Annotated in this window: 18 protein-coding genes; 13 read left to right on the top strand and 5 right to left on the bottom strand. The window is 54.6% G+C overall.

What is annotated here, in order from left to right; translation table 11 throughout:
• Window positions 1-102: 102 nt before the first annotated feature.
• From coaE to pilB, 4 genes are all read right to left on the bottom strand, one after another.
• Entirely contained in the window at window positions 103-705 is a 603-nt protein-coding gene (gene coaE / locus FO268_RS00980; protein ID WP_150988300.1) for a dephospho-CoA kinase, read from the bottom strand.
• Window positions 705-1,580: a prepilin peptidase gene (locus FO268_RS00975; protein WP_150988297.1), complete on the bottom strand. Its 876-nt coding sequence runs from the start codon at window positions 1,578-1,580 to the stop codon at window positions 705-707. Before FO268_RS00975 ends, coaE begins: the two co-directional genes overlap by 1 nt.
• 75 nt (window positions 1,581-1,655) lie before the next feature.
• Complete coding sequence (locus FO268_RS00970; protein ID WP_150988295.1) at window positions 1,656-2,876, bottom strand: type II secretion system F family protein; 1,221 nt, start codon at window positions 2,874-2,876, stop codon at window positions 1,656-1,658.
• Between the two features lie 2 nt (window positions 2,877-2,878).
• Window positions 2,879-4,594: a type IV-A pilus assembly ATPase PilB gene (gene pilB / locus FO268_RS00965; protein ID WP_150988291.1), complete on the bottom strand. Its 1,716-nt coding sequence runs from the start codon at window positions 4,592-4,594 to the stop codon at window positions 2,879-2,881.
• Between the two features lie 346 nt (window positions 4,595-4,940).
• On the opposite strand from pilB, the gene FO268_RS00960 reads away from it, so the two are divergent.
• The 3 genes from FO268_RS00960 to FO268_RS00950 all read left to right on the top strand — a co-directional run bounded on the left by FO268_RS00960 (window position 4,941) and on the right by FO268_RS00950 (window position 7,607).
• Window positions 4,941-5,444 carry a pilin gene (locus FO268_RS00960; protein WP_150988288.1) on the top strand — a complete coding sequence of 168 codons (504 nt, stop codon included), beginning with the start codon at window positions 4,941-4,943 and terminating at the stop codon, window positions 5,442-5,444.
• Window positions 5,445-5,603: 159 nt separating this feature from the next.
• Window positions 5,604-7,133, top strand: coding sequence for an O-antigen ligase family protein (locus tag FO268_RS00955; RefSeq protein WP_150988285.1), 1,530 nt, complete (start codon window positions 5,604-5,606; stop codon window positions 7,131-7,133).
• 30 nt (window positions 7,134-7,163) lie between these two features.
• Complete coding sequence (locus FO268_RS00950) at window positions 7,164-7,607, top strand: pilin (RefSeq protein WP_150988282.1); 444 nt, start codon at window positions 7,164-7,166, stop codon at window positions 7,605-7,607.
• Here the strand turns inward: FO268_RS00950 and FO268_RS00945 are convergent.
• Window positions 7,604-8,965 carry an MBL fold metallo-hydrolase RNA specificity domain-containing protein gene (locus FO268_RS00945; protein ID WP_150988279.1) on the bottom strand — a complete coding sequence of 454 codons (1,362 nt, stop codon included), beginning with the start codon at window positions 8,963-8,965 and terminating at the stop codon, window positions 7,604-7,606. The genes FO268_RS00950 and FO268_RS00945 overlap by 4 nt on opposite strands.
• A gap of 90 nt (window positions 8,966-9,055) precedes the next feature.
• Between FO268_RS00945 and cysQ the strand changes: the two genes are divergently transcribed.
• The 10 genes from cysQ (at window position 9,056) to rfbB (ending at window position 21,884) form a co-directional block, all read left to right on the top strand.
• Window positions 9,056-9,823 carry a 3'(2'),5'-bisphosphate nucleotidase CysQ gene (gene cysQ, locus FO268_RS00940; protein WP_150988276.1) on the top strand — a complete coding sequence of 256 codons (768 nt, stop codon included), beginning with the start codon at window positions 9,056-9,058 and terminating at the stop codon, window positions 9,821-9,823.
• A 154-nt stretch (window positions 9,824-9,977) separates the two neighbouring features.
• The gene (locus FO268_RS00935) at window positions 9,978-12,095 is read left to right on the top strand and encodes a type VI secretion system Vgr family protein (RefSeq protein WP_150988273.1); all 2,118 of its coding nucleotides are present in this window, start codon (window positions 9,978-9,980) and stop codon (window positions 12,093-12,095) included.
• A complete protein-coding gene (locus tag FO268_RS00930) occupies window positions 12,055-12,855 on the top strand; it encodes a DUF4123 domain-containing protein (protein ID WP_191966779.1) in 801 nt (266 codons plus the stop codon). Before FO268_RS00935 ends, FO268_RS00930 begins: the two co-directional genes overlap by 41 nt.
• Window positions 12,856-12,857: 2 nt before the next feature.
• Entirely contained in the window at window positions 12,858-16,262 is a 3,405-nt protein-coding gene (locus FO268_RS00925) for a hypothetical protein (protein ID WP_150988267.1), read from the top strand.
• Between the two features lie 7 nt (window positions 16,263-16,269).
• Complete coding sequence (locus tag FO268_RS00920; RefSeq protein WP_150988264.1) at window positions 16,270-17,241, top strand: hypothetical protein; 972 nt, start codon at window positions 16,270-16,272, stop codon at window positions 17,239-17,241.
• 80 nt (window positions 17,242-17,321) lie between these two features.
• The gene (locus tag FO268_RS00915; RefSeq protein WP_150988261.1) at window positions 17,322-18,320 is read left to right on the top strand and encodes a hypothetical protein; all 999 of its coding nucleotides are present in this window, start codon (window positions 17,322-17,324) and stop codon (window positions 18,318-18,320) included.
• Between the two features lie 118 nt (window positions 18,321-18,438).
• Window positions 18,439-18,978 carry a hypothetical protein gene (locus FO268_RS00910; protein WP_150988257.1) on the top strand — a complete coding sequence of 180 codons (540 nt, stop codon included), beginning with the start codon at window positions 18,439-18,441 and terminating at the stop codon, window positions 18,976-18,978.
• A 121-nt stretch (window positions 18,979-19,099) separates the two neighbouring features.
• Window positions 19,100-19,600 carry a transcription/translation regulatory transformer protein RfaH gene (gene rfaH / locus FO268_RS00905; protein ID WP_150988255.1) on the top strand — a complete coding sequence of 167 codons (501 nt, stop codon included), beginning with the start codon at window positions 19,100-19,102 and terminating at the stop codon, window positions 19,598-19,600.
• Between the two features lie 338 nt (window positions 19,601-19,938).
• Entirely contained in the window at window positions 19,939-20,706 is a 768-nt protein-coding gene (locus FO268_RS00900; protein ID WP_150988252.1) for a Wzz/FepE/Etk N-terminal domain-containing protein, read from the top strand.
• Window positions 20,707-20,774: 68 nt separating this feature from the next.
• On the top strand, window positions 20,775-21,884 hold the full coding sequence (gene rfbB, locus FO268_RS00895; protein WP_150988249.1) for a dTDP-glucose 4,6-dehydratase: 1,110 nt from the start codon (window positions 20,775-20,777) through the stop codon (window positions 21,882-21,884).
• Window positions 21,885-21,918: the final 34 nt, after the last annotated feature.

The following is a 21,918-nucleotide window of genomic DNA, read 5'->3' as shown; positions in this document are numbered from 1 at the left end:
GGGTCTGCAATGGTGAAGGGGCGGTCCTGGGCCGTGGTTATCCCTGGGGTGGCTACAAGCAGAGCAGCACAAACGCGGGAAAAGGTGCGGAAAGGGGGAGCGCTAGCGACCAAAGGCCACCATAAACTGATTGTGTAACTCTTCAACGCGGTGCTCAACGTCTGGAATGGGTCGGCTATTGTCCACAACCTCGTCAGCCTTCTGCAACCGCTGCTCCCGTGGAATTTGTGCGTCGATAATTCGCTGAACCTGATCCCTGGCATTTTCATCCCTGGCCATTGTCCTTTCAATCTGAACTTCCACCGGAACGTCCACCACAACCACTTTGTCGACCAGCTGGTGCTGGTCGGTTTCCAGCAATAATGGCGACACCAGCAACACGTAGGGTAGGGAATAGCCCTCCGGGTGCAATTGCCTGATCAGTTCCTCACGAATGACGGGGTGCAATAGCGCCTCCAGCCACCTCCGCTCCTCCGGAGCATCAAACACCAGCTGCCGCAATGCCGCGCGATTGAGGCCACCGCCTGGAAGCAGGATATCATGCCCGAAGTGCTCAGCAATCTGCTCAAGGGCAGGGGTGCCGGGCTCGACGACCTCTCGTGCAACGTCATCGGCGTCCACCCAGTGTACGCCCAGGGCGTCGAACATCCGAGCAACCGTTGATTTGCCAGAGCCAATACCGCCAGTTAGTCCAACAACCGCCATCAGACCCCCAAATACCCATACCAGGCCGCCAAAATCTCCGCCCCGAACCAGAGGCAAAGCAACCCGGCCGCCGCCAGATAAGGCCCGAACGGAATCGGCACCTCACGCCCATGCTTGCGGAACACCATCAAACTGATACCCACCACGGCGCCCACCACCGACGACAACAGAATCACCGCCGGCAACAACTGCCACCCCAGCCAGGCGCCCAGCGCCGCCAGCAACTTGAAATCCCCATGCCCCATACCTTCCTTGCCGGTCACCAGCTTGAACAGCCAGTAGACCGACCAAAGCGACAGGTAGCCAGCGACAGCGCCCCAAAAGGCACTGGTGAAGTCGGTGAGTATACCGAAGTAATTCAACACCAGCCCCAGCCACATCAGCGGCAAGGTTATGCTATCCGGCAGTAGCTGGGTATCAAAATCAATCACCGTGAGCGCGATCAGTGCCCATACCAGTAGCAACGCCCACAACGCCGCTTCCGTCGGCCCCATGACAAAAACCGTCACCACGGAAAATAGCGCCGTTACGGCCTCGATAATCGGGTAGCGCGGTGAAATACCCGTCTTGCAGGAAGCACACTTGCCGCCCAGTACCAGGTAGCTGATTACCGGAATATTTTCCCAGGCACGGATCTTGTGGCCGCAGGAAGGGCAGGTGGACGCAGGCTTTGAAAGCGTGATCGGCTCTTCCTCTTTCCGCTGACCCTCGGGAAGCTCCAGAAACTCCTCACACTGGCAGCGCCAGTCCTGCTGCATCATTTTTGGCAGGCGCAGGATAACGACGTTCAGGAAGCTGCCTATGCAGAGGGAAAAGAGGGTGACTGAGGGGTAAAGAAGCCAGGGGGTAGCCAGAAAAACATCAAGAGAGACCATCAAAATTCTCAAACTGAACTGTTGACACCCCTCTCCCCTTGCGGGAGAGGGGGCTTTTAACTCAAAGCAAAACGATCAACCAACAACCTGACCCATCTGGAAAATCGGCAAATACATGGCAATAATCAAACCGCCCACAAGCACGCCCAGTACTGCCATAATCACCGGCTCCAGCAGTGCTGTGAGATTGTCGACCATGTCATCTACCACTGCCTCATAATGGACCGCTACCTTTTCCAGCATCTCATCCAGGTTACCTGACTCTTCACCAATGGCAGTCAACTGCACCGCCATAACCGGGAAGACCCCCTGTTGTCTCATCGAGGCCTGCAATTGAGTGCCACTGGAAACATCGTTCTTTATCCGCTGTATAGCATCCCGATAGATAGCATTACCGGTTGCGCCAGCAACAGAATCAAGCGCATCAACGAGTGGTACACCCGCCGCAAAGGTTGTGGAAAGCACGCGCCCGAACTTGGCAACCGCGGACTTGTCCAGGATTTCACCAACCACCGGTAGTTTCAGCACGTATTTATCAACAAGATCAGAGAACTTCTGGGATCTCCGCACGGCTTCTTTAAACAGGAAGAGCGTGCCTACGATTCCAATCAGCACCACAAACCACCAGGTTTGCAGCCACTCCGATAACCTCACTACCATCTGCGTGAATACTGGCAACTCAGCGCCAAACCCCTGAAAGAGGCTTTCAAATTGAGGAACAACTTTTACCAACAAAATGGCTGTTACAATGACGGCAACGACAATAATGGCGGCCGGGTACGTCATAGCTTTTTTGACTTTTTTCTTGAGAATTTCGGTTTTCTCAAGATACAAGGCTATGCGGTCCAGCATGCTCTCCAGTGCGCCAGCCTTTTCGCCCGAATCCACCAGGTTGCAATATAGATCGTCGAAATGTTTGGGGTGTTTTCGAAGGGCGCCGGCAAAGCTTGTCCCGGAAGAAATATCATTCCGGATACTCGTAACCAACTCCTGAAGGCCTTTGTTTTCAAGGCCGTCCGCAACGATGTCGAAACTCTGAACCAGGGGTACCCCAGCCTTCATCATCGTCGCGAGCTGGCGGGTTAGCATGGCAATATCAAAAGGCGTAATTTTCTTGCTACCGCCGAACAAAGGTTTCGGCTTCTTTTTAACCTTCTCAGGGATGATACCCTGCTTGCGCAACTGGGCCTTAACCAGCGCCAGGTTTGTACCGGACACTTCACCCTTGGACTTGTTACCTCTCCGGTCTTTACCTTCCCAGAGGAATGCCTGAAGTTTCTCTGCTTTTTCTACCATGCTTAATCCTTCGTCACGCGGTTGGCTTCCTCAAGGCTGGTCACACCCTCAATAACCTTTTTGAGGGCAGACTGCCGCAAATTCGGGAAGCCTTCGGCCTGTGCCTGCTTTGCAATTTTAATCGAACTGGCTTCTTCCATAATCATGTTCGCCAGCTCATCGGTAATCTTGACCACCTCGTAAATACCAACGCGGCCTTTATATCCTCCATTGCATTTATCACAGCCCTTGGGGCGGTACAACGTGAACCCTGTATCAATTTGTTCCTGTGTGAACCCCTCCGCTAAAAGTACGTCCTTGGGAACATCCGCCGCTTGTTTGCACGCACTGCACAACCGTCGGCCCAGGCGCTGGGCAATAATCAGGCTCACGGATGTGGCGATGTTGAAGGAAGGTACGCCCATGTTCATCATTCGGGTGAGTGTTTCTGCCGCACTGTTGGTATGAAGGGTTGAAAGCACCAAGTGACCGGTTTGCGCGGCTTTAATGGCAATATTTGCCGTTTCAAGGTCCCGGATCTCACCCACCATGATGATGTCCGGGTCCTGGCGTAAGAATGCCCGGAGTGCTTCTGCGAATCCCAGGCCGACCCTGGTATTCACGTTCACCTGGTTGACGCCCTCCAGGTTGATCTCCGCCGGGTCCTCCGCAGTCGAAATATTTCTTTCGGGTGTGTTCAGAATGTTCAGGCCGGTATACAGCGATACGGTCTTGCCGGAACCAGTTGGCCCCGTAACCAGTATCATTCCCTGTGGCTGCTCCAGGGCATCCATATACAGCTTTTTCTGTTCTTCTTCGTAACCCAGGACATCAATGCCCAGCTTGGCTTGACTTGGATCCAGAATCCGCAGAACAATTTTTTCACCCCAGAGTGTCGGCAGGGTGTTTACCCGGAAATCGATGGCTTTGGTCTTGGATAGCTTCATTTTGATCCGCCCATCCTGGGGGACCCGGCGCTCAGAAATATCCAGCTGGGCCATGATCTTGATGCGGGCAGAGATTTTCGGAGCCAGTTTGATGGAGGGACGGGACATTTCTTTGAGGATGCCGTCAGTCCGGTAACGCACCCGGTAAGTTTTTTCGTATGGCTCAAAGTGCACGTCCGAAGCGCCACCCCGAATAGCATCGAGCAGCATCTTGTTCACGTACTTTACAATCGGAGCATCGTCCACGTCCGTGGCCGCTGCAACAGCTTCGTCTTCCTGGTCACCGCCTTCGGTTTCCACGCCCTCCAGGTCAGCGTCATCGAGGTCCCCCATCGATGTATCCTGGGATTCAAGATATTTGTCTATGGCTTCCCTGAGCTTCGCATCGTCAACCAGGACCGCATCGGTACTAAGCCCCGTGTTGAACTTGATCTCATCCAGCGCCTGGATGTTGGTGGGGTCAGAAACCGCAATAAAAAGACGATTTCCCCGCTTATAGAGAGGCAGGGTGTTGTGTTTTCGTATCAGTTTCTCATCGACAACCTTCTCCGGCATCATCTCCGGAGAGAACGCGCTGAGATCCAGAACCGACACGCCGAACTCCATCGCGGCGGAAAAGGCAAGCCCGCTGCTATTTGCGAGATCGTTCTGAACGAGGTAAGTGATGAGGGGAATGCGATTCTGGGATGCCTGGATAAAAGCATCTTTCGCGGTGGATTCATCAATAAGCCCGTCTTCGACGAATCGTCGCGCCAGGCCCGTAAGCGTTACATTGCTTTTATTTGTAGACATAAATTGTATAAAAAACGCAGCCTAAGTTGCTGAAACGGATGTTTGTCTATTGGGAGTGAGTTTAGATGGCTCGAAAGACTTTGGAAAGGTGCGTGCGCATCTTTCCTGCCTGACAATTATTGTCACCCCGTGACGTAGGAGGGCATTAAACAGACTGTTTTTGCCTATGTGACGCGTTTCACAATGTTTTGTAAGCTTCAGATAATAAAGGGGTTGTTTTTTTCGCTTGCTGGTTGGCACGAACAATGCTCCCCAAACCTCAGGCTCTAGATATCGGTCGCGGGGTGAGACTCCACCGGGCCCGGGCCGTATCGAGTGGATCAACGACAAACACAGAGGTCGACTAATGAAGAACATTCAAATGAATCACGCCCAAAAGGGTTTCACGCTCATCGAATTGATGATCGTTGTGGCGATCATCGGTATTCTGGCTGCGGTAGCGATTCCTCAGTATCAGGATTACACTGCCCGTACTCAGATTTCTCGTGTAGTGGGCGAAGTTAACGCGATTAAATCCAACGCTGAAAGTATCTTTAACAACGGCGGCCAGATTGGTAATGAAGACGATTTGACCACCGACCCCCGTACCATCGGTATTGGCTGGACCGGTTCAAACTTGGTTGATGGCGCGAACACTGGTCCAGAGTTTGGTCTGAATATTGTTAACGGCGACCAGGCAACCATGTCCTGGAATGTTGAGCTGGGTACCGATGCTTCTGCAGCGGTTCGTGGCGCGGTTGTCACTGTGTCTCGCACGAACAATGGCGCTTACACCTGTGCCATCACTCCGCCAACTACCGACAATGGTTGGAAAGACAGCTATGCACCTGCTGGCTGCCCGGCTTCCTAATCAGGGGTCGTAGAACCACGCTTCCGCAGAGTTTTTTTAAAGCGATGCGGTAGTCTGAAAGCCTGGGGCCTTGGCTCCAGGCTTTTTTGTTGGTGATATTCCTGGCAGTGTTGGGCTCCTGTTAGGGAGCATTATCTATTGAGTTGGAGGGCTGCAAGAATGAGAACAAGTCATATAATGCATGCCTTCGCAGGTTGCGCAGTAATCTTTTCGTTGCTTCTCGTTCTGTTCGCTGATTTCTTGCCAACGTACGCAGGCTCATACGCAGACCAGCGTTTTTTTCTGGTGGGATTGACCGGTTTTGTTTCGATTGTCGCCACAATTTATATTGCGACCCGGGGGGCACCCTCAAAAAAAACAGTATTTGCCCTGCTACCTGCTCTGTTGTTTATATTTGCCTTTCCCGTCTTGTCTATTCCTTTCCGTGAGCAGTTGTACGTTTTCGTAGAGCCCGGTTTGTATTCGTTCTATTTCGCCACCACGATATTAGGCGGGCTTGTTCTTGTAACGCTGGGAGGCGTCAATCGCTACGTAGAGGTTTTCGTTTCCATTGCAGCAGTTGCCTGCTTTTTCTATGGCGCTATGTCGGTCAACGTCTACCTGTTTGCATTGGTGGATGGCCAGGCCGATCTTTCAGATCTCATTCCGTGGGGTTTTGTAAATATCCGATATTGGAGTCATGTCGCAACCTGGCTTCTTCCAATTCTGCCGCTGGCGGTACTTATAGGCCCTCTGCGTAAGTACCGGCTTTGGCGAGTAATCGTCGCTACCGGAGCCGGACTTTGGTGGTGGATCATTCTCTTGTCGACTTCGAGGGGGTCGATGATCGGAATTGCGAGTGGCGTGCTCCTCGCAACCCTGTTCTTTGGCCGCCAAAGCTGGCCGTGGCTAAAGCAGTTCATTGTCTATTTTCTGATAGGGGGAGCTATTTGGTTTTTCCTCTCAGTCTTGGTGCCATCATTGTTTTTTGGTGAAACCGAGCTCCGGTCACTTCATGCGACCAGCTCTGGGAGGATGCCGCTTTTTATTGAAGCCTGGCAGATGAGCCTACAGAATTTTCCGTTCGGTATGGGGCCGCAATCCTGGTTAACCCATGACCTGCTGGCTCAAGAGTATTTGGAAAGCAGGAAGTTTGGGCATCCGCATAACATGTATCTTATGTGGGCTGCAGAGTATGGCTGGTTGTTGATTCTCTTGCTCATGATACTGGCACTTCAGCTAACCCTCAGTTTTTGGCGGCGTCGCACTACCTCATTGATTGAGGGTAAAGTAGATGAAGTTCTTATACTTTCCGGTGTAGCTTCGTCCTTGCTTGGGGCATTGGTACATGCCGGGGTTTCCGCTGTGTTTATAGCACCTGGTTCGATGATAGTCGGTCTGCATGTTTTGGTGGCGTTCTGGGCATTGGTTGCTCCAAAGGTGTTCCGTCCGGAAAGCCGAGGCTATAACGCTCGAACCCCTGCAAAACTGGCTTTGGCGTCCTCCTCTGCCGCAGTTGTCGCGGTACTTTGGTGGCTTTGGGTAGGGCAGGTGCATACCTATTATCTCGATATGAAAGCCGATGAAATTTATTCTCAGGAACACCTAAAAGAATGGACAACGCCCCGCTTCTGGTTTCATGGGAATTTTCCTCGCCGGGAAGGTCCGCAAGCTCCTTCCAACAGTATTGGTCCAGACTTTGCTGAGTAAAAGTAACTTTTGGGTTTCGGAATACAGAGTATGTTTGGAAAAAACAGTGGTTTTACCCTCATCGAACTCATGATTGTAGTCGCCATTATTGGCATCATTTCCGCCATTGCCATCCCAGCCTATCGGGGATATGTAATGCAATCTCAGGTAAATCGGGCACTTGGGGAGTTATCAACGTACAAGTCGGCGGTAGAAGAGCGCCTGGCCCAGAACGGTGTACTGGTTAATCCCGATATTGGCTATACCCCATCACCTTTGACCACAGGTACGGCAGCAACTGATATAGCAGTGCTCAATCCTGACGGTTCTGGTCACCTTCAGGTGACCATGGGGGGCAACGCCCATAACAATCTTACCGGCGTAATATTAAGGCTTGAACGCTCAGTGACGGGCAGTTGGGGTTGTATTGTTGACACAAGCGGAGCCCCGAACTGGAATGACAGGTACAGCCCGTCTGGCTGCACAGTCATTTAAATCGAGGCTTCATCAAACAACTCAGGTACCTCGGTATCCCACCCAAATTTCTCGGAAATTCGCTTCCTCATAACGTCACTCGCGACAATTTCTCCGTGGGTGACGTACACCTTCTCCGGCTTCAAACTCCCTGCCTCAAGCCACTGCAAAATCTCCTCATAATCCCCATGAGCAGACATAGAGTCCAGGTTATAAACCTCCGCCTTAACCGGCCAATACTCCCCATGAATCTTCACCGACTCCGCCCCGTTCACCAGCGCATCGCCCCGCGTACCCGGCGCCTGGAACCCGGCAAACACAATACTGTTCCGCGGATTGGGCAGCAATGTCTTCAAATGATGTAGCACCCGGCCCCCGCTGGCCATGCCGCTGGCAGAGATAATGATGCACGGGTAGCGCACACTGTTAAGTTCGATAGACTCATCCACCGTGCGTACAAACTCGGTGTGTTCATCGATCATCTCGCACTGGGCTGCATTGAGCTTGTGCTCTTTATGGTGGCGAGAAAAAATCTCGGTGGCCTTTATCGCCATGGGGCTGTTCAGGTACACCGGCATTTTCGGTATCCGGCCTTCACCCATGATTTTGTGGATCAGGTACAACAGCATTTGCGCTCGACCCACAGCAAAGGAGGGCAACAGCACAATGCCGCCTCGTCCGGCGGTTCTCGTGATGATGTCTGCCAGTTCTGCTTCCGGGTCGGTTTCAGCGTGCAATCGGTCACCGTAGGTGGACTCGCACACCAACACATCCGCTTTATCGATGGGCTCCGGTGCGCGCATGATGACATCGTTCTGTCGGCCCACGTCCCCGCTGAACACTATAGTGCGGTCACTGCTTCGGTGGTTTACATGCACGCAGGAGGACCCCAGGATATGTCCGGCAGGGGTAAAGGTGACTTCCATGCCTTTAACCGGCTCGAAGCGTTCATGATAATGCAGTGATTCGAAATGTTTCAGGGCTTCATGTGCATCTTTGACCGTAAACAGCGGTTCTGGCTTGTCATGCTTAGAGAACCCTTTGCGGAAAGCGTACTTGGCATCCTCTTCCTGCAGGTAGCCGGCATCGGGGAGCAAAACCTTGCACAACTCATGGGTGGCCTTGGTGCAGTAGATTTTCCCATTGAAGCCATTCTTGACCAGAGCGGGCAGATAGCCGCTGTGATCAATATGGGCATGGGTCAGAACCACTGCATTGATAGAGGAGGGATCCACCGGGAAATGCGCCCAGTTGCGTTTGCGCAGATTTTTCACGCCCTGGTACATGCCGCAGTCCACCAGCAGCCGGTGCTTGTCATCCGAAAGCAGATAGCGTGAACCGGTTACTGTGCCTGCACCGCCAAGGAATCGCAGCTTCATGAAATTATCCTTGCAATAGTTTTGATGTGTTGCGTCACTATCGCCCATAATAGCGCAAAAGTTATTGATCTGACGCAGGAAGGAACCCTCATGCATTACAGCTCCATTCTCCCCGACGTTCTCAAAATCGCCGATGCCGCCAGTGAAAAAGTCCTCAGCATCTACATGACGGACTTCAAGGTGGACTTCAAAGCAGACGAGTCGCCCATCACTGCTGCCGATATCGCCAGCCACCAGGTAATTGCAGCGGGCCTGCGTAACCTCAGCCATGATATTCCAATACTTTCGGAAGAGGGTGCAGAAATCCCCTGGAGCGAGCGCAAGCAATGGCACCGGTTCTGGTTGATCGACCCCATTGATGGCACCAAGGATTTTACGCAGCGCACCGGCGAGTTTACCGTCAACATTGCTCTGATCGAAAATGGCGAGCCCATCCTGGGCGTGGTGACCGCCCCGGCGCTTAAAGAAGCCTATTGGGGCCTGAAAGGTGAGGGTGCCTATAAGCGCGACCGCACGGGCCGGGTGCACCGCATCAGTGTGGCGGTCCCTGGCGAAACCAAACGCGTTGTCGCCAGCAAGAACCACCTGAATGAAGACACCAGAGCCTTCATTGATAAGCTCGGCAGCCACGAGCTGGTGCAGGCGGGCAGTTCCCTTAAATTCTGCAAGATCGCAGAAGGCCACGCGGATATCTATCCCCGGCTCGGCCCCACTTGCGAGTGGGATACCGGAGCGGCTCATGCCATTTTGTTGGCTGCAGGCGGGAAGGTGGACACTCTTGAGGGCGAGCCACTGAAGTACGGTAAAGAAGACGTGCTGAACCCGTTCTTTGTGGCGGCAGGCGATTGGTATAAATGAAGTGAAGTAACCGGAATGTGATCCGGGCGGTGTTCTCGCCGCTCGGCCGGGGTTTGGGGTTACATTCTCGGGGCCGATCGTTATAATCACCGAAGCTCAGGATGAGCCGTTTGTTGATTGACACAAATTCCAGACATCTTCAGGGATCGAAGACATGCCTCAGGCAACCGGACTGCAGTTCACGGCCACCCTTGGCCGCCTCCCCAAAGACCTGTTCGTGGTCGCTCGTTTCGAACTGACTGAACACCTCTCCAGGCTGAGCCACTGCAAGCTGGAACTGGCCAGTACGTCCCCGGACATTGCCCCTGAAGACGTGCTGGAGCAGCCCGTGGAACTGGTGATCTGGCAGGACGGTGTGCCGCTGCGGCGTTTCCACGGCGTGGTCAACGAATTCGCCCGTGGCGACACCGGCCACCGCCGCACCCGATACGAAGTCATAGTGCAGCCCCCGCTGTGGCGCCTGGGCCTGATGCACAACAGCCGTATCTTCCAGATCCAGGCCACCGCTGCCATCGTGCGCACCCTGCTGGAAGAGCGGGGCATCGTCGATACCGTGTTTGATTTTAAGCGCACCCTCGAGGAACGGGAATACTGCGTCCAGCACCGGGAAAGCGATCTGGACTTTATTGAACGGCTGTCTGCCGAGGAAGGCTGGCACTACCGGTATAATCACGGTGACGTGAATGGCGAAGAACAACCGGCCCTGATCATCGCCGACCACCATGGTGACGCTCCTAAACTGGAACCCGCTGAATACAACGGCAAGGCCGGCGGCAGCAGCCGCCGCCAGAGCGCCGTCTTCCAGTTCAGCTACCGGGAACGGGTCAAAGCCGCTTCCGTCGCCATGAAGGACTACACCTTCAAAAACCCGGCTTACGCATTAATGCACGAGCAGCAGGCCGACAAACTAGATGCTCAGCGGGAAGACTACCAGCACTACGACTACCCCGGCCGTTTCAAACAGGACGCCAGCGGCCAGCCCTTCACCGAAAGCCGCATGGACGCCCTGAGAAACGACGCTGCTACCGCCAACGGCCAGAGCAACCGCCCCGACTTCACCGTAGGCGCCAAAATCGAACTCACTGAACACGACAACCAGACCCTGAACCGGGAATGGCTGTTCACCAGCATCACCCACACCGGCGAACAACCCCAGGCCCTGGAAGAAGACGGCAACAGTGGCTCCACCACTTACCATAACGCCTTCAACGCCATTCCGGCGGACCGCACCTGGCGCCCTCAGGTTGACCACCGCCCCCTGATGGACGGCCCCCAGATCGCCATCGTAACCGGCCCGGAAGGCGAAGAGATCCACTGCGACGAACACGGGCGGGTTAAAGTCAGGTTCCCCTGGGATCGCTATTCCAAGAACGACGAACACAGCAGCGCCTGGCTGCGGGTCAGCCAGGGCTGGGCCGGCGGCCAGTATGGCTTCATGGCTTTACCGCGCATCGGCAATGAAGTCATCGTCTCCTTCCTGGATGGCGACCCGGACCAGCCCATTATTACCGGTAGAACCTATCACGCCACGAATACACCGCCGTATGCGCTGCCGGAGCACAAGACACGCACCACTCTGAAAACCCAGACCCACAAGGGTGAGGGCAGTAACGAACTGAGATTTGAGGACGAAGCGGACAAAGAGCAGATCTACATCCACGCCCAGAAAGACCTGGACCTGCTGACCGAGAACAACCGTACCGAAGTCATCAAAAATGACAGCCACCTGACCGTGGACAGCCACCGCAAGGCTCACATCAAGGGCAATGACCACGCCACTGTGGACGGTGAAAAGCGGGAACAAACCGGAAAAGACCACAGCTTCAACGTCACCGGCACTCTGCACCTGAAGGCCGGCACCGCCTGGCTCAGCGACTCCGGCACCGAACTGCACATCAAGGCCGGCCAGAAAGCCGTCATCGAAGCCGGCGCCGAAATCACCCTCAAGGCTGGGGGCAGCTTTGTGAAGATTGATCCGAGTGGTGTTGCCATGGGCGGTGCCGCCATCAAGCTTAATGCGGGTGGTTCGCCGGGTAAGGGGAGTGGGCAGAAGGTGCAGGTGGCGGAGATGCCTGGGTTGGTGGAGAAGAATGGTGGGGCGGTTGCGCCGGTGGAGATTGCGGAGGTGGGCCAGCGGGCGAACGCTGATGCCTCGCAGATTACCCCGAATGCACTGTTGGAGGCCGCGTCTGATCGAACACCGGCACAGCAGATGTGCCAGAAAAAAATGGATGGAACCTGCGATGTTGTTAACTGCGCCTGCGTTGGATAAGTCGTACTCGTTGGCTGACTTTGATCGGGCCCTTAACGACTGGAAGGTGTCAGCCCGGGAGCACTGTCTGCTCATTATCGACGCAGCAAGGTACGACGAAGAGGATGTGTTTCGGCAACTTTATACCCTGGATGCCAATCCAGATTGGTTCTGGCTATTCGACGAAACGCCTTTTGAACCGCATAGGAGCGCCGGCCCCCTTGTTGTTATGACAACCCTCGACAGTACGCTTTGTCAGCATGCCCTGTCCCAGTGGGGTGTGGATGAGGCATTGGCCATCCTGGTATCAAAACGTGAACGGAATTCAGCCCTGAACGGTATTCGCAAAAGCCTGATGCTCCATTTTGAAACCTACGGTCCCTGTTTTGTAAGACCATACGATGGGCGTTTTCTCGAAGTTCTGAATACGTGCCTGCCCGATGCCGCAGGCGGGCTTATCGGTGAAGGAGAACTGCTGATTTGGGCCATTAATCACGGGGAATATACGCATTTATCCAGCGCAAGGGGCGCAAGCACGGAAGGGGAGGGATTGCACGCTCATCAGCCACGCTCCTTTGAAAGGTTATTAACGTGGGTAAGTGGTTGGCCACGGTGCATAGCCATTGTGAATAACCATAAACACACGCCAAGCCATCGAAGCCGGATCATTCGTGAGTTGTGGTCTGCAGGCCATGAATGCCCCGAATCAGAAGCTGAGCTAGGCGCACTGTGGCAAAACGCGGAACTGGAATTCCACGGACTACATGAAAAAGGACTTTAACAATGCCAGCCATTAAACCACCCCCCTGTACACCGTCGCGCACCTTTTGGCTGGAACTGGTCGGGGAGGATTCCCTGGACGGACACCATTACTGTTTGCTGGACCACGAAACGGAGGATCCTTGTCCAGAGCCCATGGAGCCCTGTGCAGATCACCGTGGGCGAATGGGGCCTATCCTCGCCGGCCATGTAGAAGCACCTACGCAACGGTCCCTAGTCCTGGAACTCCATGGCGATGAAAAGGTCGTGGTGCCTGTGATAGACAAGGAACAGATCGCGCCCGTCACGCTCCGACCTCCCCAGAGGTATTTCCAGGACAGCCTGATGGTGGCGGTACACCCCACGGTGTTCTGCGACGCTGGAGAACTGAGCTACCCACGCCCCATGACCGGTTATGAGGAAAGCGTGGCGGCGCCGCTGCGAACCGGGTGGGTGTACGTCTTTTTCCAAGGGCGCCTGTGGCGCGAACTGTTTGTGGTCACCGCAGAGGAATCGGCGCCGTTACTGCGGGATACGGACCTGGCACGATTCCGACAGGCTGGCGATGAAGACAGGAATGAACGGCCTCCCGTAGGCCCCGAAGTGGACACAGTGCACATACCGGCCCGGTTGCGTGGCCAGGACGTATACGATGATGTGGAGCTGGCATTCAGCGATACCCAGTGGTCCTGGCAGCACATCGAAGCATTGGAAAGCGACGACTCGCTCCGTGGCAGCCGTTGCCGTAATGCCCGCGCCATAAAGGGTTTCCTGGATCGGATACCCGGAGGCATGTTCCCTGACTGGCACCGGGTTGACGAACTTGTTCCCATGCGTGCCCGGGATAACCCGTTGGAGCGGGACATTTTCATGCCGAACCAATGGCTGCGTGATATCGATGGCAGCGCCACCCAGAGAACGATGGATGAAATTGTCACCCAGCGGGACGCCATTGAATCCGATGAGGCTGTTGTTGATGCCGACATGGATATCTACCCGCAGATGCTGGTCCCCCGCTGGCGATACTTGCACCTGAAAGGAGAAGCGCTGCCGGAGATTGCCGAAGGCGTGGATGTATTCGAGCCCCTGCGTAACCGCCACCTGTTATCCCTGACATTGCGGGACCCGCTGTTTGCGGCCAGGCACCTGGTTCAGCATATGAATGAAAGCCTGGCGCTTCTTCTGGCGCTGGTGGACAACATCAAGAAGCGGCCCCATGGAGTCACGGCGGAATTGTTTCACAATAATTTCCGGCGAGAGGTGCTGCCGAACGGCTCCAGAAACCCCCTGTGCATAGAGGGGAGCTGGTTTGATAATCGGCTGGATGACAGTGAAGACGGACGCCTGCTGCGTACCGTCTACGAGGTGGAGCGCGCAGCCCTGCGCAGCTACCTGATCGAGGCTCAGGGCGCTGTTGTACGCCTGATGGAAGACACACGTACGGAAAACCTGACGGAAGTGCTGCGTGATCTCTTCAACGCCGAGGCCGGTAACGATATAGCCGGGTATGTTCAAGCCGGCCCGCTGCTCCAGGCCCTGACCATGCCGGTAGGGAGGGCCGACCCTCTACTGTTGCCCCAGGACGCGGGCCGGCTGAAAGCCAGCGATGCGGAGGACCTTAACGAATCCCTGATGGTGGGTGACCACGCATTGGCAGCGCTCCTGTTGCCCTTCAAAGACCCGTCCGAAGCATTGCCCGGCGACGCCACTGGTGAAAAGCTCCGTGCTATGGTCAGAGCGCTCCAGGACCGTGAACAGCCTATGCGAGTAGCCGAGGCCAACGTACTGCGCAGCCTTGCCGAGCATTTCGATAAAACCAGTGCGCCTGATATTTCGGAAATGTTCTCGGATACCCGCTTTGGTATGCACGCGCTGTCCGCACCCTTTTCAGAAGTCAGCCAATGGTGGCTTGGCGGTGTCCAGGAAACCCTCCTGAAGAAAGGCGTTGCCTTTGAAGCAAAGGTCAGCCAGGTGAAAGGGGCATTCGAAGGCTTCGCTGAAGCCGCCATACCTGGAAAAACCACTCTTCAGTTGAACAGTGCCGAGGATGGCAAGCTTTATACGCTGCTCGATGTGGTGGATGAACAGGGGAACACCCTGACTTCCGGCGCCGCGGTGGGTGCCACACTGAGACTGGCTGACAGTCAGGCTTTTGAGGAAGTGGTGAGGCGGCGCCCTGTTGGTCAGTTTTTCCATACGGCTTCGGTGAGCCCGATAGGGTTGCCACCGTTTTTGGTAGTGTTGGATGTGTTCAATTTTTGGAATGCAGTCAATTATTCTGGGGATGGGGCACGTTATGGCGCAGGGTTCATGAGTGCTGCGTTAGATCTGCTCGTCAGTTCCGGACAGTTACTTTCTGTTTTACCCCAGAGAACCGCCTGGCTCGATGCACAGGTTGGTGCCTGGAAACAGGAAGCTAAGTGGTTCTCTGCCATGGCCGGGAGCGTCAAGATTAAAGCCTCAGAGGGATATGCAGAAAAAGTTGTCCGCAACAAACTGCAGGCCGCAGGCTGGATAGCGGGGATGTTTACTGTCACCGTTATGATCTGGGACGCGGCGGCGAACGTCTTTCAGGGACGACTGAAACTGGCCTCAGCCGACCTGACTAAGGCGGTGGGGGTGGGTGTCATGACCAATTCAGACGTCATTGCCGGCCGAATCCTGACCCCCATGGGGCGCCAGTTGGTGCACCGTGCCGGTGAGCGGGCCGTGGCAGCGGCGCTGTTATCCAGGGCCGCTGCGGCGTTAGGCTGGGGAGGTACGGTCAGCGCGGGCTGGGTGACCGTGATTGGTTTGGGTATCTATGGGTTGGGTGAATGGCTGTATTACGAAATCAAGGACGATGCCATCAGCAACTGGTTGCGGGGCGGCCCATTCTCGGGAAGCCTGGAAGATCAACGCCCGGAACTGCTGGAAGAGGATGCCGCGTACCTGGGGCTCCTTAAATCCATGATGCCTCTGTCGATAACGAGGGTAACCGGGGCCGGGCTGGACAGCTTCCTGCAGGAGAATGGCCTGTCGCCGTGGCAGGGCGCAGCAGAATCCGTGTTTTCCTTTTCCGCACCGGCATTGGCCATCTCGGGCGAGCCGGTAACCATCGAGTGGGAGCTGGAATACGAACGCACCCATTGCCAGGCGCTTGGCCGGGCTGGTACGAAGACACTTGCCTCCAGGAGTGGCAATACCCGCCACCTCGATTATCGGTTTGATGGCAGCCACACTATTCATTTCGTAGTGTCGGAGGCCCAGCTTCCGGAAATGGTCCCGAACGAGCACAATCACGAATACGTGGCCACGCGCTACTCGGTGAAAAGCCTGGAACTCACCTTCCAGGTCAAGGTCTGGGATCGCCAGCAGGAAACCTATACGATTCGGGAAATCAGCGAACAGCTCACCGACCTGGACATCAAACACCATGCAAGCCGGTAACGAACCAATGGCCACTTACGCATCGGGTGCCTATCGCCGGGACGCCATTCCCGAACAGGCTCCGCTGAAGGACATCAGTGGGTTTGCCAAGTCCCTGGAGGCAGGGGATTTCATTGAGCGGTTGCCCTGGGGTGATTATAGCCACCTTAACATCCATGTTCGTCCGCAATATGTTAAATCCCATCAAGAAAGACTCAATACGGGAGGGGCCGGTTGGGTTGGTCCCGAGTGGACGCATGAGAAAAAACCCTCTGACTTCGTCAAAACTCGCTGGCAGCTTCTGCTGACGCTTGCAGGTGCTTTTGCAGACTATGGAATGCTAAAGCTTTTGTTGTTCTGCTCAGTATTGGCGGATATAGCGACCATCATCAAGTTTGAAAGTTATTCGGTAATGACGTTAGTGGTGCTCGGTCTTCACCTGCTTTTCCGCTACCCATTCACCAGGCTCCTCGAGCGTTACCCCGGTCTAATCGTCAGGGACCTGGGCTGTGGCTTCTTCCGGACTACCGGTATGGTGAAGTTTCGCACCTGGCGTGAAGAAACCTTCGAAGCGCCGTTTATCGAGTTTGATCCCTACATCTCGTTCCACGTGAACCCCAAGGGCCCCGTGAACTACAAGCTGCTCCTGCGCCACCGTTACACCGGTTGGCAAACCACCGTGGCCCAAGTGGCGGATATCCACAAAGTAGAGCTGTATGCACACTGGGACGAACTCCAGCGCTACATGGACGTAAGCCAGCCCTTGCCAGATGTTCCTGCCCTTGAGAAGTTCCGCCCCCTGGACCCCACCACGACGGAGTATGATGCAGCGGGTAAGCGCGGACGCCCGGCACACTATTGGGCGACGATGGACCTGGCATGGTGGGAGGAAGAAGGTTACCCGGCACACCTGAAGAAGATTCGGGAATTCCCCTGGTCGACACTGGAAGACCGAATGGAGAAAAGCGTACCCAATCTGAGTCAGGGGGCGATGGTTTAGAAGGGGCGACGCCGAACGGCAGGTGCTCCGTTTTCACCTGCCTAAACCCCCGCTGGCTTACGATTACGAGTTAACAACTTATGACGGACCACTACCAGGCCACCGCCTATCGCTCGGATGCCATCCCGGCGCTACCACCGGGCGGCCATCCGGACATGGACAAGGCATTTCAGCGTCTGCCTTGGGGCCACTACCAGAACCCGGTAATGCCCAACACGATGGAGACGCAGTTGGCCTACGCCCGGCTGTTCGAGGATGAAAGTGATGCGGAGGATGGGCATCCCTGGGGAGAATCCGTGTTCTCTGTCAGCAAGGGGGTTTTGAGTGGGTTGCAGGGCTTTTTGCACATGCTTTACATGTGTGCGGCAGTCGGTTTTTTCGTATCCCTATTCCCATTAGTCGTTTTAATCCTTACTGCGCTCTTTACTGACCCGACCATAGAAGGAGCCAAAAGGGTATACCACACATTTGAAATTCCCTATTCAGTTCTAGCCGTAGGTTACTTCGGCGGCAAATACAGTCGCCTCCTGTTAGCCCACCTCACCGACAAGCGACAGCGGGCCAACCCCACGGGCCTGTACCGCCGCGAGGGTGTGGTTCGGATCAAGGAAGGCAAAGAGGTCTTCGAGGCCCCCTTCATCGAATTCGATGCCTATCTGGTTCACACACCCTCGGGCCGTGGTGGCCGGTACTTCAACCTGGTACTGCAACACCGCTACAGCAAACACCAGTTATGGATGAAGGGGTTACTCACTGACGCTATGGACCAAAAGGAAGTGTATGCCTATTGGGACATGCGCCAGCAGTACATGGATGTCACCCGGCCCCTGCCAGACGTCCCCGTCTTTGAGCCCTTCCGGTCCCGTGATCCGGTTACTGCACAGTGGGACGAAAGCACCGGGCGTGATCCGTTCAAGTGGCGGAAAATGTCACCGGAGGCCTGGCGCGAGAACCATGAACAAACCTACCGGGACCGCCTGCGGAGTACGAACTTCCACCATCCTTGCATTCTGGATGCCCATATTCAGGGGCGGGGCCTGCCATTGCAGGAGGAGCCGGGTGGGGCGATGTTGGCGTAGTTTGGCCAATTTTCGGGGGCAGAAAACACCATACAAGTTGGTAATTAATCAACGATTACTCACCTTGCAACACGTTTTTTGGCCTGGAATTAAAACAGGTATGAATGGAGTGATGTGCATGGAATTAACCCAGAACGATTTACCGACGACCACTAGGACGAAGATTTACTCGAAAGATAAACCTTTAATCTATTCGATGGGGGTGCTGCACCTCGGCGCAGTGGGTTTGACCGGCTACTTTATGTACGAGGACACATCACTTCTGTTTACAATAGGTCTTATGCTTTTGATCGGCCTATTTCTTTTCAGTATCTGGTCTCACGATTTCAGAATTCGCAACAATGTTATTGAGATCACTCCACAGTTTCTGAGAATCGACGACTGTGAATTCAAAGAGATTCCATGGTCGGATATTTCTCATCTGGACGTAGTGGATCACTTCAGCACGCGCCTTGGTCGCTTTGTGCATCTTATTATCTACCCGAAAAACAAAGATGAGTACTCTTGTGCGAGACAGGGGCGTTTCTTCAGCCGGCAACGGCCTGATGGCGGTATCTTCGCCACAGATCTTTATAATTACGCCGAGGATCATGAGTCGATCTTTAAGGATTTGACTGAAGCTTTGGAAAGTAGTCGGTTGGTAATCTGGCCGGAATGATCTTCATGCTGTGGTAATATCATCATTATCAACAGTTAGTTAACGGCAATCAGCAATGCAGAAACCGACAGCTCGACATTAAGAATGCTTCCCTGACCCCGATTCAGTTTCAAGGATATAGATGACCTGGTACGCCCTCCAACACAAACCCGCCCAGGGTGACCGCGCCCTGGCACACCTGCAAAACCAGGACATTGCCTGCTTCTATCCCAAAATCACGGTAGAAAAGATCAAGGCAGGCAAGCGAACCAAAAAGCTGGAGCCCCTCTTTCCCGGTTACCTGTTCGTCAACCTGGAGCAAACCGACCCCATGTGGGCCAAGTTGCGGTCCACCCGCGGTGTCATACGCATCGTGAGTTTTGCCAATAAACCCGCCTCCATCCCGGATGAGGTTATCCAACACATCAAAGCCAGCCTGGATACTGTAGCAGAGCAGGGCAGCATCAAACCCGGCCAGGCCGTCGAGCTGGACGAAGGCCCGTTCAAGGGCATCAGCGCCATCTTCCAGGCTTACGACGGTGAAGAGCGCGCCATTGTCCTGATCAGCTTCATGCAAAAACAACAAACCGTAAAAGTTCCACTCTCAACCTTGGGCTCTCGAGATTCACGTAGATCGGACTGACCCGTGAAGGGCGCAAGAGGCCAACGGGCGTAATCCGACAACCAGCCCAGATTCAAGCTCCCAACCCCAACCATTTAACAATAATTAACCAAATCCGATGATCCGATTTACAATGTAAGGGAGATCGCGACTTGCCTGTAAGCCGTGATGCCGTAGAATTGCGCCCCATTACTGCAATCAACCACACGCTGCCTGACTCGGACGCCGTTGGGAACGCTACTCATGTTTTCGTCGTCTTCATAGCCAAGCGTATTGAGCCCCAACACACTGAGTTCTGGTAGGTGGGGCGGTAGCGTGCCTGAACGAACAACTTAAACAGAAACAACAGGTTCGAGTTAATGGACAACACTCCTGAAAGGCGCCCGACCTACGACGACGAGATAAGCCTTGTCGACCTGGCCACCACCTTCATCCGTCGCAGGCGGGTTTTTTACGTGGTTTTTTTCGTCACAACACTGGTAGGGCTGGCCTATGCGATATTGCTAATGCCAGACAAGTACGAGTACGTAAGCCTTGTTCAGATGGCGGAAGTGGATTCAGGAAAAACCGTAGAGGAACCCGCAACCACCATTGCTACCCTGGAAAACCGCTGGTTTCCTGAAATCCAGGCGACCCATCGTCAGGCGGAAGAGGAAAAGCTCCCATTTGACGTCAGTTTTTCCAATCCTGAAAATACCGGCTTGATCCGGATGGCTTCTGAAGCCGCGCCCGAAAACGCGTCGCTGGTGAAAGAAACCCACGAAAAGCTGGTCAACCAGGTGAAAGAGCGCCACCAAGTGCTGCTGAACAGAGAAAAGAAGAGCCTGGAGAGCCGCATCAAGGCGGTTGACCGGGCAATAGAGTCACTACAGGGCGGTGAAGACACCGGTTCCGCTATTGCAGAAGCCTTTCAAAAGCGAGTGGAGTTAGAGGGCAAGCTGGAAGGGCTGAGCTCGGGAGAAACGCTCGTTGTTAGCCGGGAAAACGCCGAACGTAAGGGCACTAGCCGAAGCCTCATTGTAATTTTGGCGGTACTTCTTGGAGGAATGATGGGGGTATTTCTTGCCTTTTTCTCCGAATTTGTTGTGCTGGTAAGAGAGCAGCTTGGCGAGGATGCCATCGGTTAGCCATTAATGCTTTCCAAGAGGCAACTTTTAAGCCTTGTACTTCTGAAAAGTAAGAGCACCTATTCAAAATGAAATTGTTAATAACCGGCGGCGCCGGATTCATAGGCTCCGCAGTCATCCGTCACATCATCAACAACACCAAAAATGAAGTGGTCAACCTAGACAAACTCACCTACGCCGGCAACCTCGAAAGCCTGGCCGAGGTGGTTGACAGCGCCCGGTACAGCTTCGAACAAGTCGATATCTGCAACCGCGCCGAAGTGGACCGGGTACTGTCTCAACACCAGCCTGATGCTATCATGCACCTGGCCGCCGAAAGCCACGTGGACCGTTCCATAGACGGCCCGGCAGACTTCATCGAAACGAACATCGTAGGCACCTACACCCTGCTGGAAGCCGCCAGAGCCTACTGGAATACTTTGGAAACACCACACAAAGAGGCATTCCGCTTCCACCACATAAGCACAGACGAAGTCTACGGCGACCTGGCCGAGTCCACATGCGAGACTGCCCCCTTAGATCGGACAGAGCAAAGCGGAATCCGACAATCTGGCTTGCCACTATTCACCGAACAAACCCCCTACGCCCCAAGCAGCCCTTATTCTGCCAGCAAAGCCAGCTCAGACCATTTGGTTAGAGCCTGGCACCGAACCTACGGCCTGCACATCCTGATCACCAACTGCTCCAACAATTACGGCCCCTACCATTTTCCCGAGAAGCTTATCCCCCTTGTCATTCTCAACGCGCTGGAAGGCAAGCCCCTGCCTGTCTACGGCAAAGGCGACCAGATCCGCGACTGGCTTTACGTAGAAGATCACGCCCGCGCGCTTTACAAAGTGGTGACCGAAGGCAACCCGGGCGAAACCTACAACATCGGCGGCCACAACGAAAAACAGAACATTGAAGTAGTGCATACCCTCTGCGATATTCTCCAGGAGCTCCGGCCCCAGACAGCGCATTACCGCGACTTGATCACCTACGTAAAAGACCGCCCAGGCCACGACCTGCACTACGCCATCGATGCCAGCAAAATCGAAAAAGAACTGGGCTGGAAGCCGCAGGAAACCTTCGAAACCGGCATTCGTAAAACGGTACAGTGGTACCTTGATAACCTGGAATGGTGCCAGCGGGTACACGACGGTAGTTACCAACGCCAGCGCTTAGGTGCGGGGTCATAACCAGAGTTCTGACCTCATCTTCACCAGAAGGAAC

The sequence above is a fragment of the Marinobacter denitrificans genome (assembly GCF_008795955.1).
GTDB lineage: Bacteria > Pseudomonadota > Gammaproteobacteria > Pseudomonadales > Oleiphilaceae > Marinobacter > Marinobacter denitrificans.
Note: the sequence above shows the minus strand (reverse complement) of the source record. Positions and strands in the feature narration are given on the sequence as shown.

Bases quoted from the DNA above. Each gene is read 5' to 3' on its own strand.
- FO268_RS00945 (WP_150988279.1), bottom strand. From the start codon at position 8,965: ATGAAGCTGCGATTCCTTGGCGGTGCAGGCACAGTAACCGGTTCACGC.
- rfaH (WP_150988255.1), top strand. From the start codon at position 19,100: ATGACCTGGTACGCCCTCCAACACAAACCCGCCCAGGGTGACCGCGCC.
- FO268_RS00915 (WP_150988261.1), top strand. From the start codon at position 17,322: ATGACGGACCACTACCAGGCCACCGCCTATCGCTCGGATGCCATCCCG.
- FO268_RS00955 (WP_150988285.1), top strand. From the start codon at position 5,604: ATGAGAACAAGTCATATAATGCATGCCTTCGCAGGTTGCGCAGTAATC.
- FO268_RS00925 (WP_150988267.1), top strand. From the start codon at position 12,858: ATGCCAGCCATTAAACCACCCCCCTGTACACCGTCGCGCACCTTTTGG.
- cysQ (WP_150988276.1), top strand. From the start codon at position 9,056: ATGCATTACAGCTCCATTCTCCCCGACGTTCTCAAAATCGCCGATGCC.
- FO268_RS00960 (WP_150988288.1), top strand. From the start codon at position 4,941: ATGAAGAACATTCAAATGAATCACGCCCAAAAGGGTTTCACGCTCATC.
- FO268_RS00920 (WP_150988264.1), top strand. From the start codon at position 16,270: ATGGCCACTTACGCATCGGGTGCCTATCGCCGGGACGCCATTCCCGAA.
- coaE (WP_150988300.1), bottom strand. From the start codon at position 705: ATGGCGGTTGTTGGACTAACTGGCGGTATTGGCTCTGGCAAATCAACG.
- FO268_RS00910 (WP_150988257.1), top strand. From the start codon at position 18,439: ATGGAATTAACCCAGAACGATTTACCGACGACCACTAGGACGAAGATT.
- FO268_RS00950 (WP_150988282.1), top strand. From the start codon at position 7,164: ATGTTTGGAAAAAACAGTGGTTTTACCCTCATCGAACTCATGATTGTA.
- rfbB (WP_150988249.1), top strand. From the start codon at position 20,775: ATGAAATTGTTAATAACCGGCGGCGCCGGATTCATAGGCTCCGCAGTC.
- FO268_RS00970 (WP_150988295.1), bottom strand. From the start codon at position 2,876: ATGGTAGAAAAAGCAGAGAAACTTCAGGCATTCCTCTGGGAAGGTAAA.
- pilB (WP_150988291.1), bottom strand. From the start codon at position 4,594: ATGTCTACAAATAAAAGCAATGTAACGCTTACGGGCCTGGCGCGACGA.
- FO268_RS00975 (WP_150988297.1), bottom strand. From the start codon at position 1,580: ATGGTCTCTCTTGATGTTTTTCTGGCTACCCCCTGGCTTCTTTACCCC.
- FO268_RS00930 (WP_191966779.1), top strand. From the start codon at position 12,055: ATGGAACCTGCGATGTTGTTAACTGCGCCTGCGTTGGATAAGTCGTAC.
- FO268_RS00935 (WP_150988273.1), top strand. From the start codon at position 9,978: ATGCCTCAGGCAACCGGACTGCAGTTCACGGCCACCCTTGGCCGCCTC.
- FO268_RS00900 (WP_150988252.1), top strand. From the start codon at position 19,939: ATGGACAACACTCCTGAAAGGCGCCCGACCTACGACGACGAGATAAGC.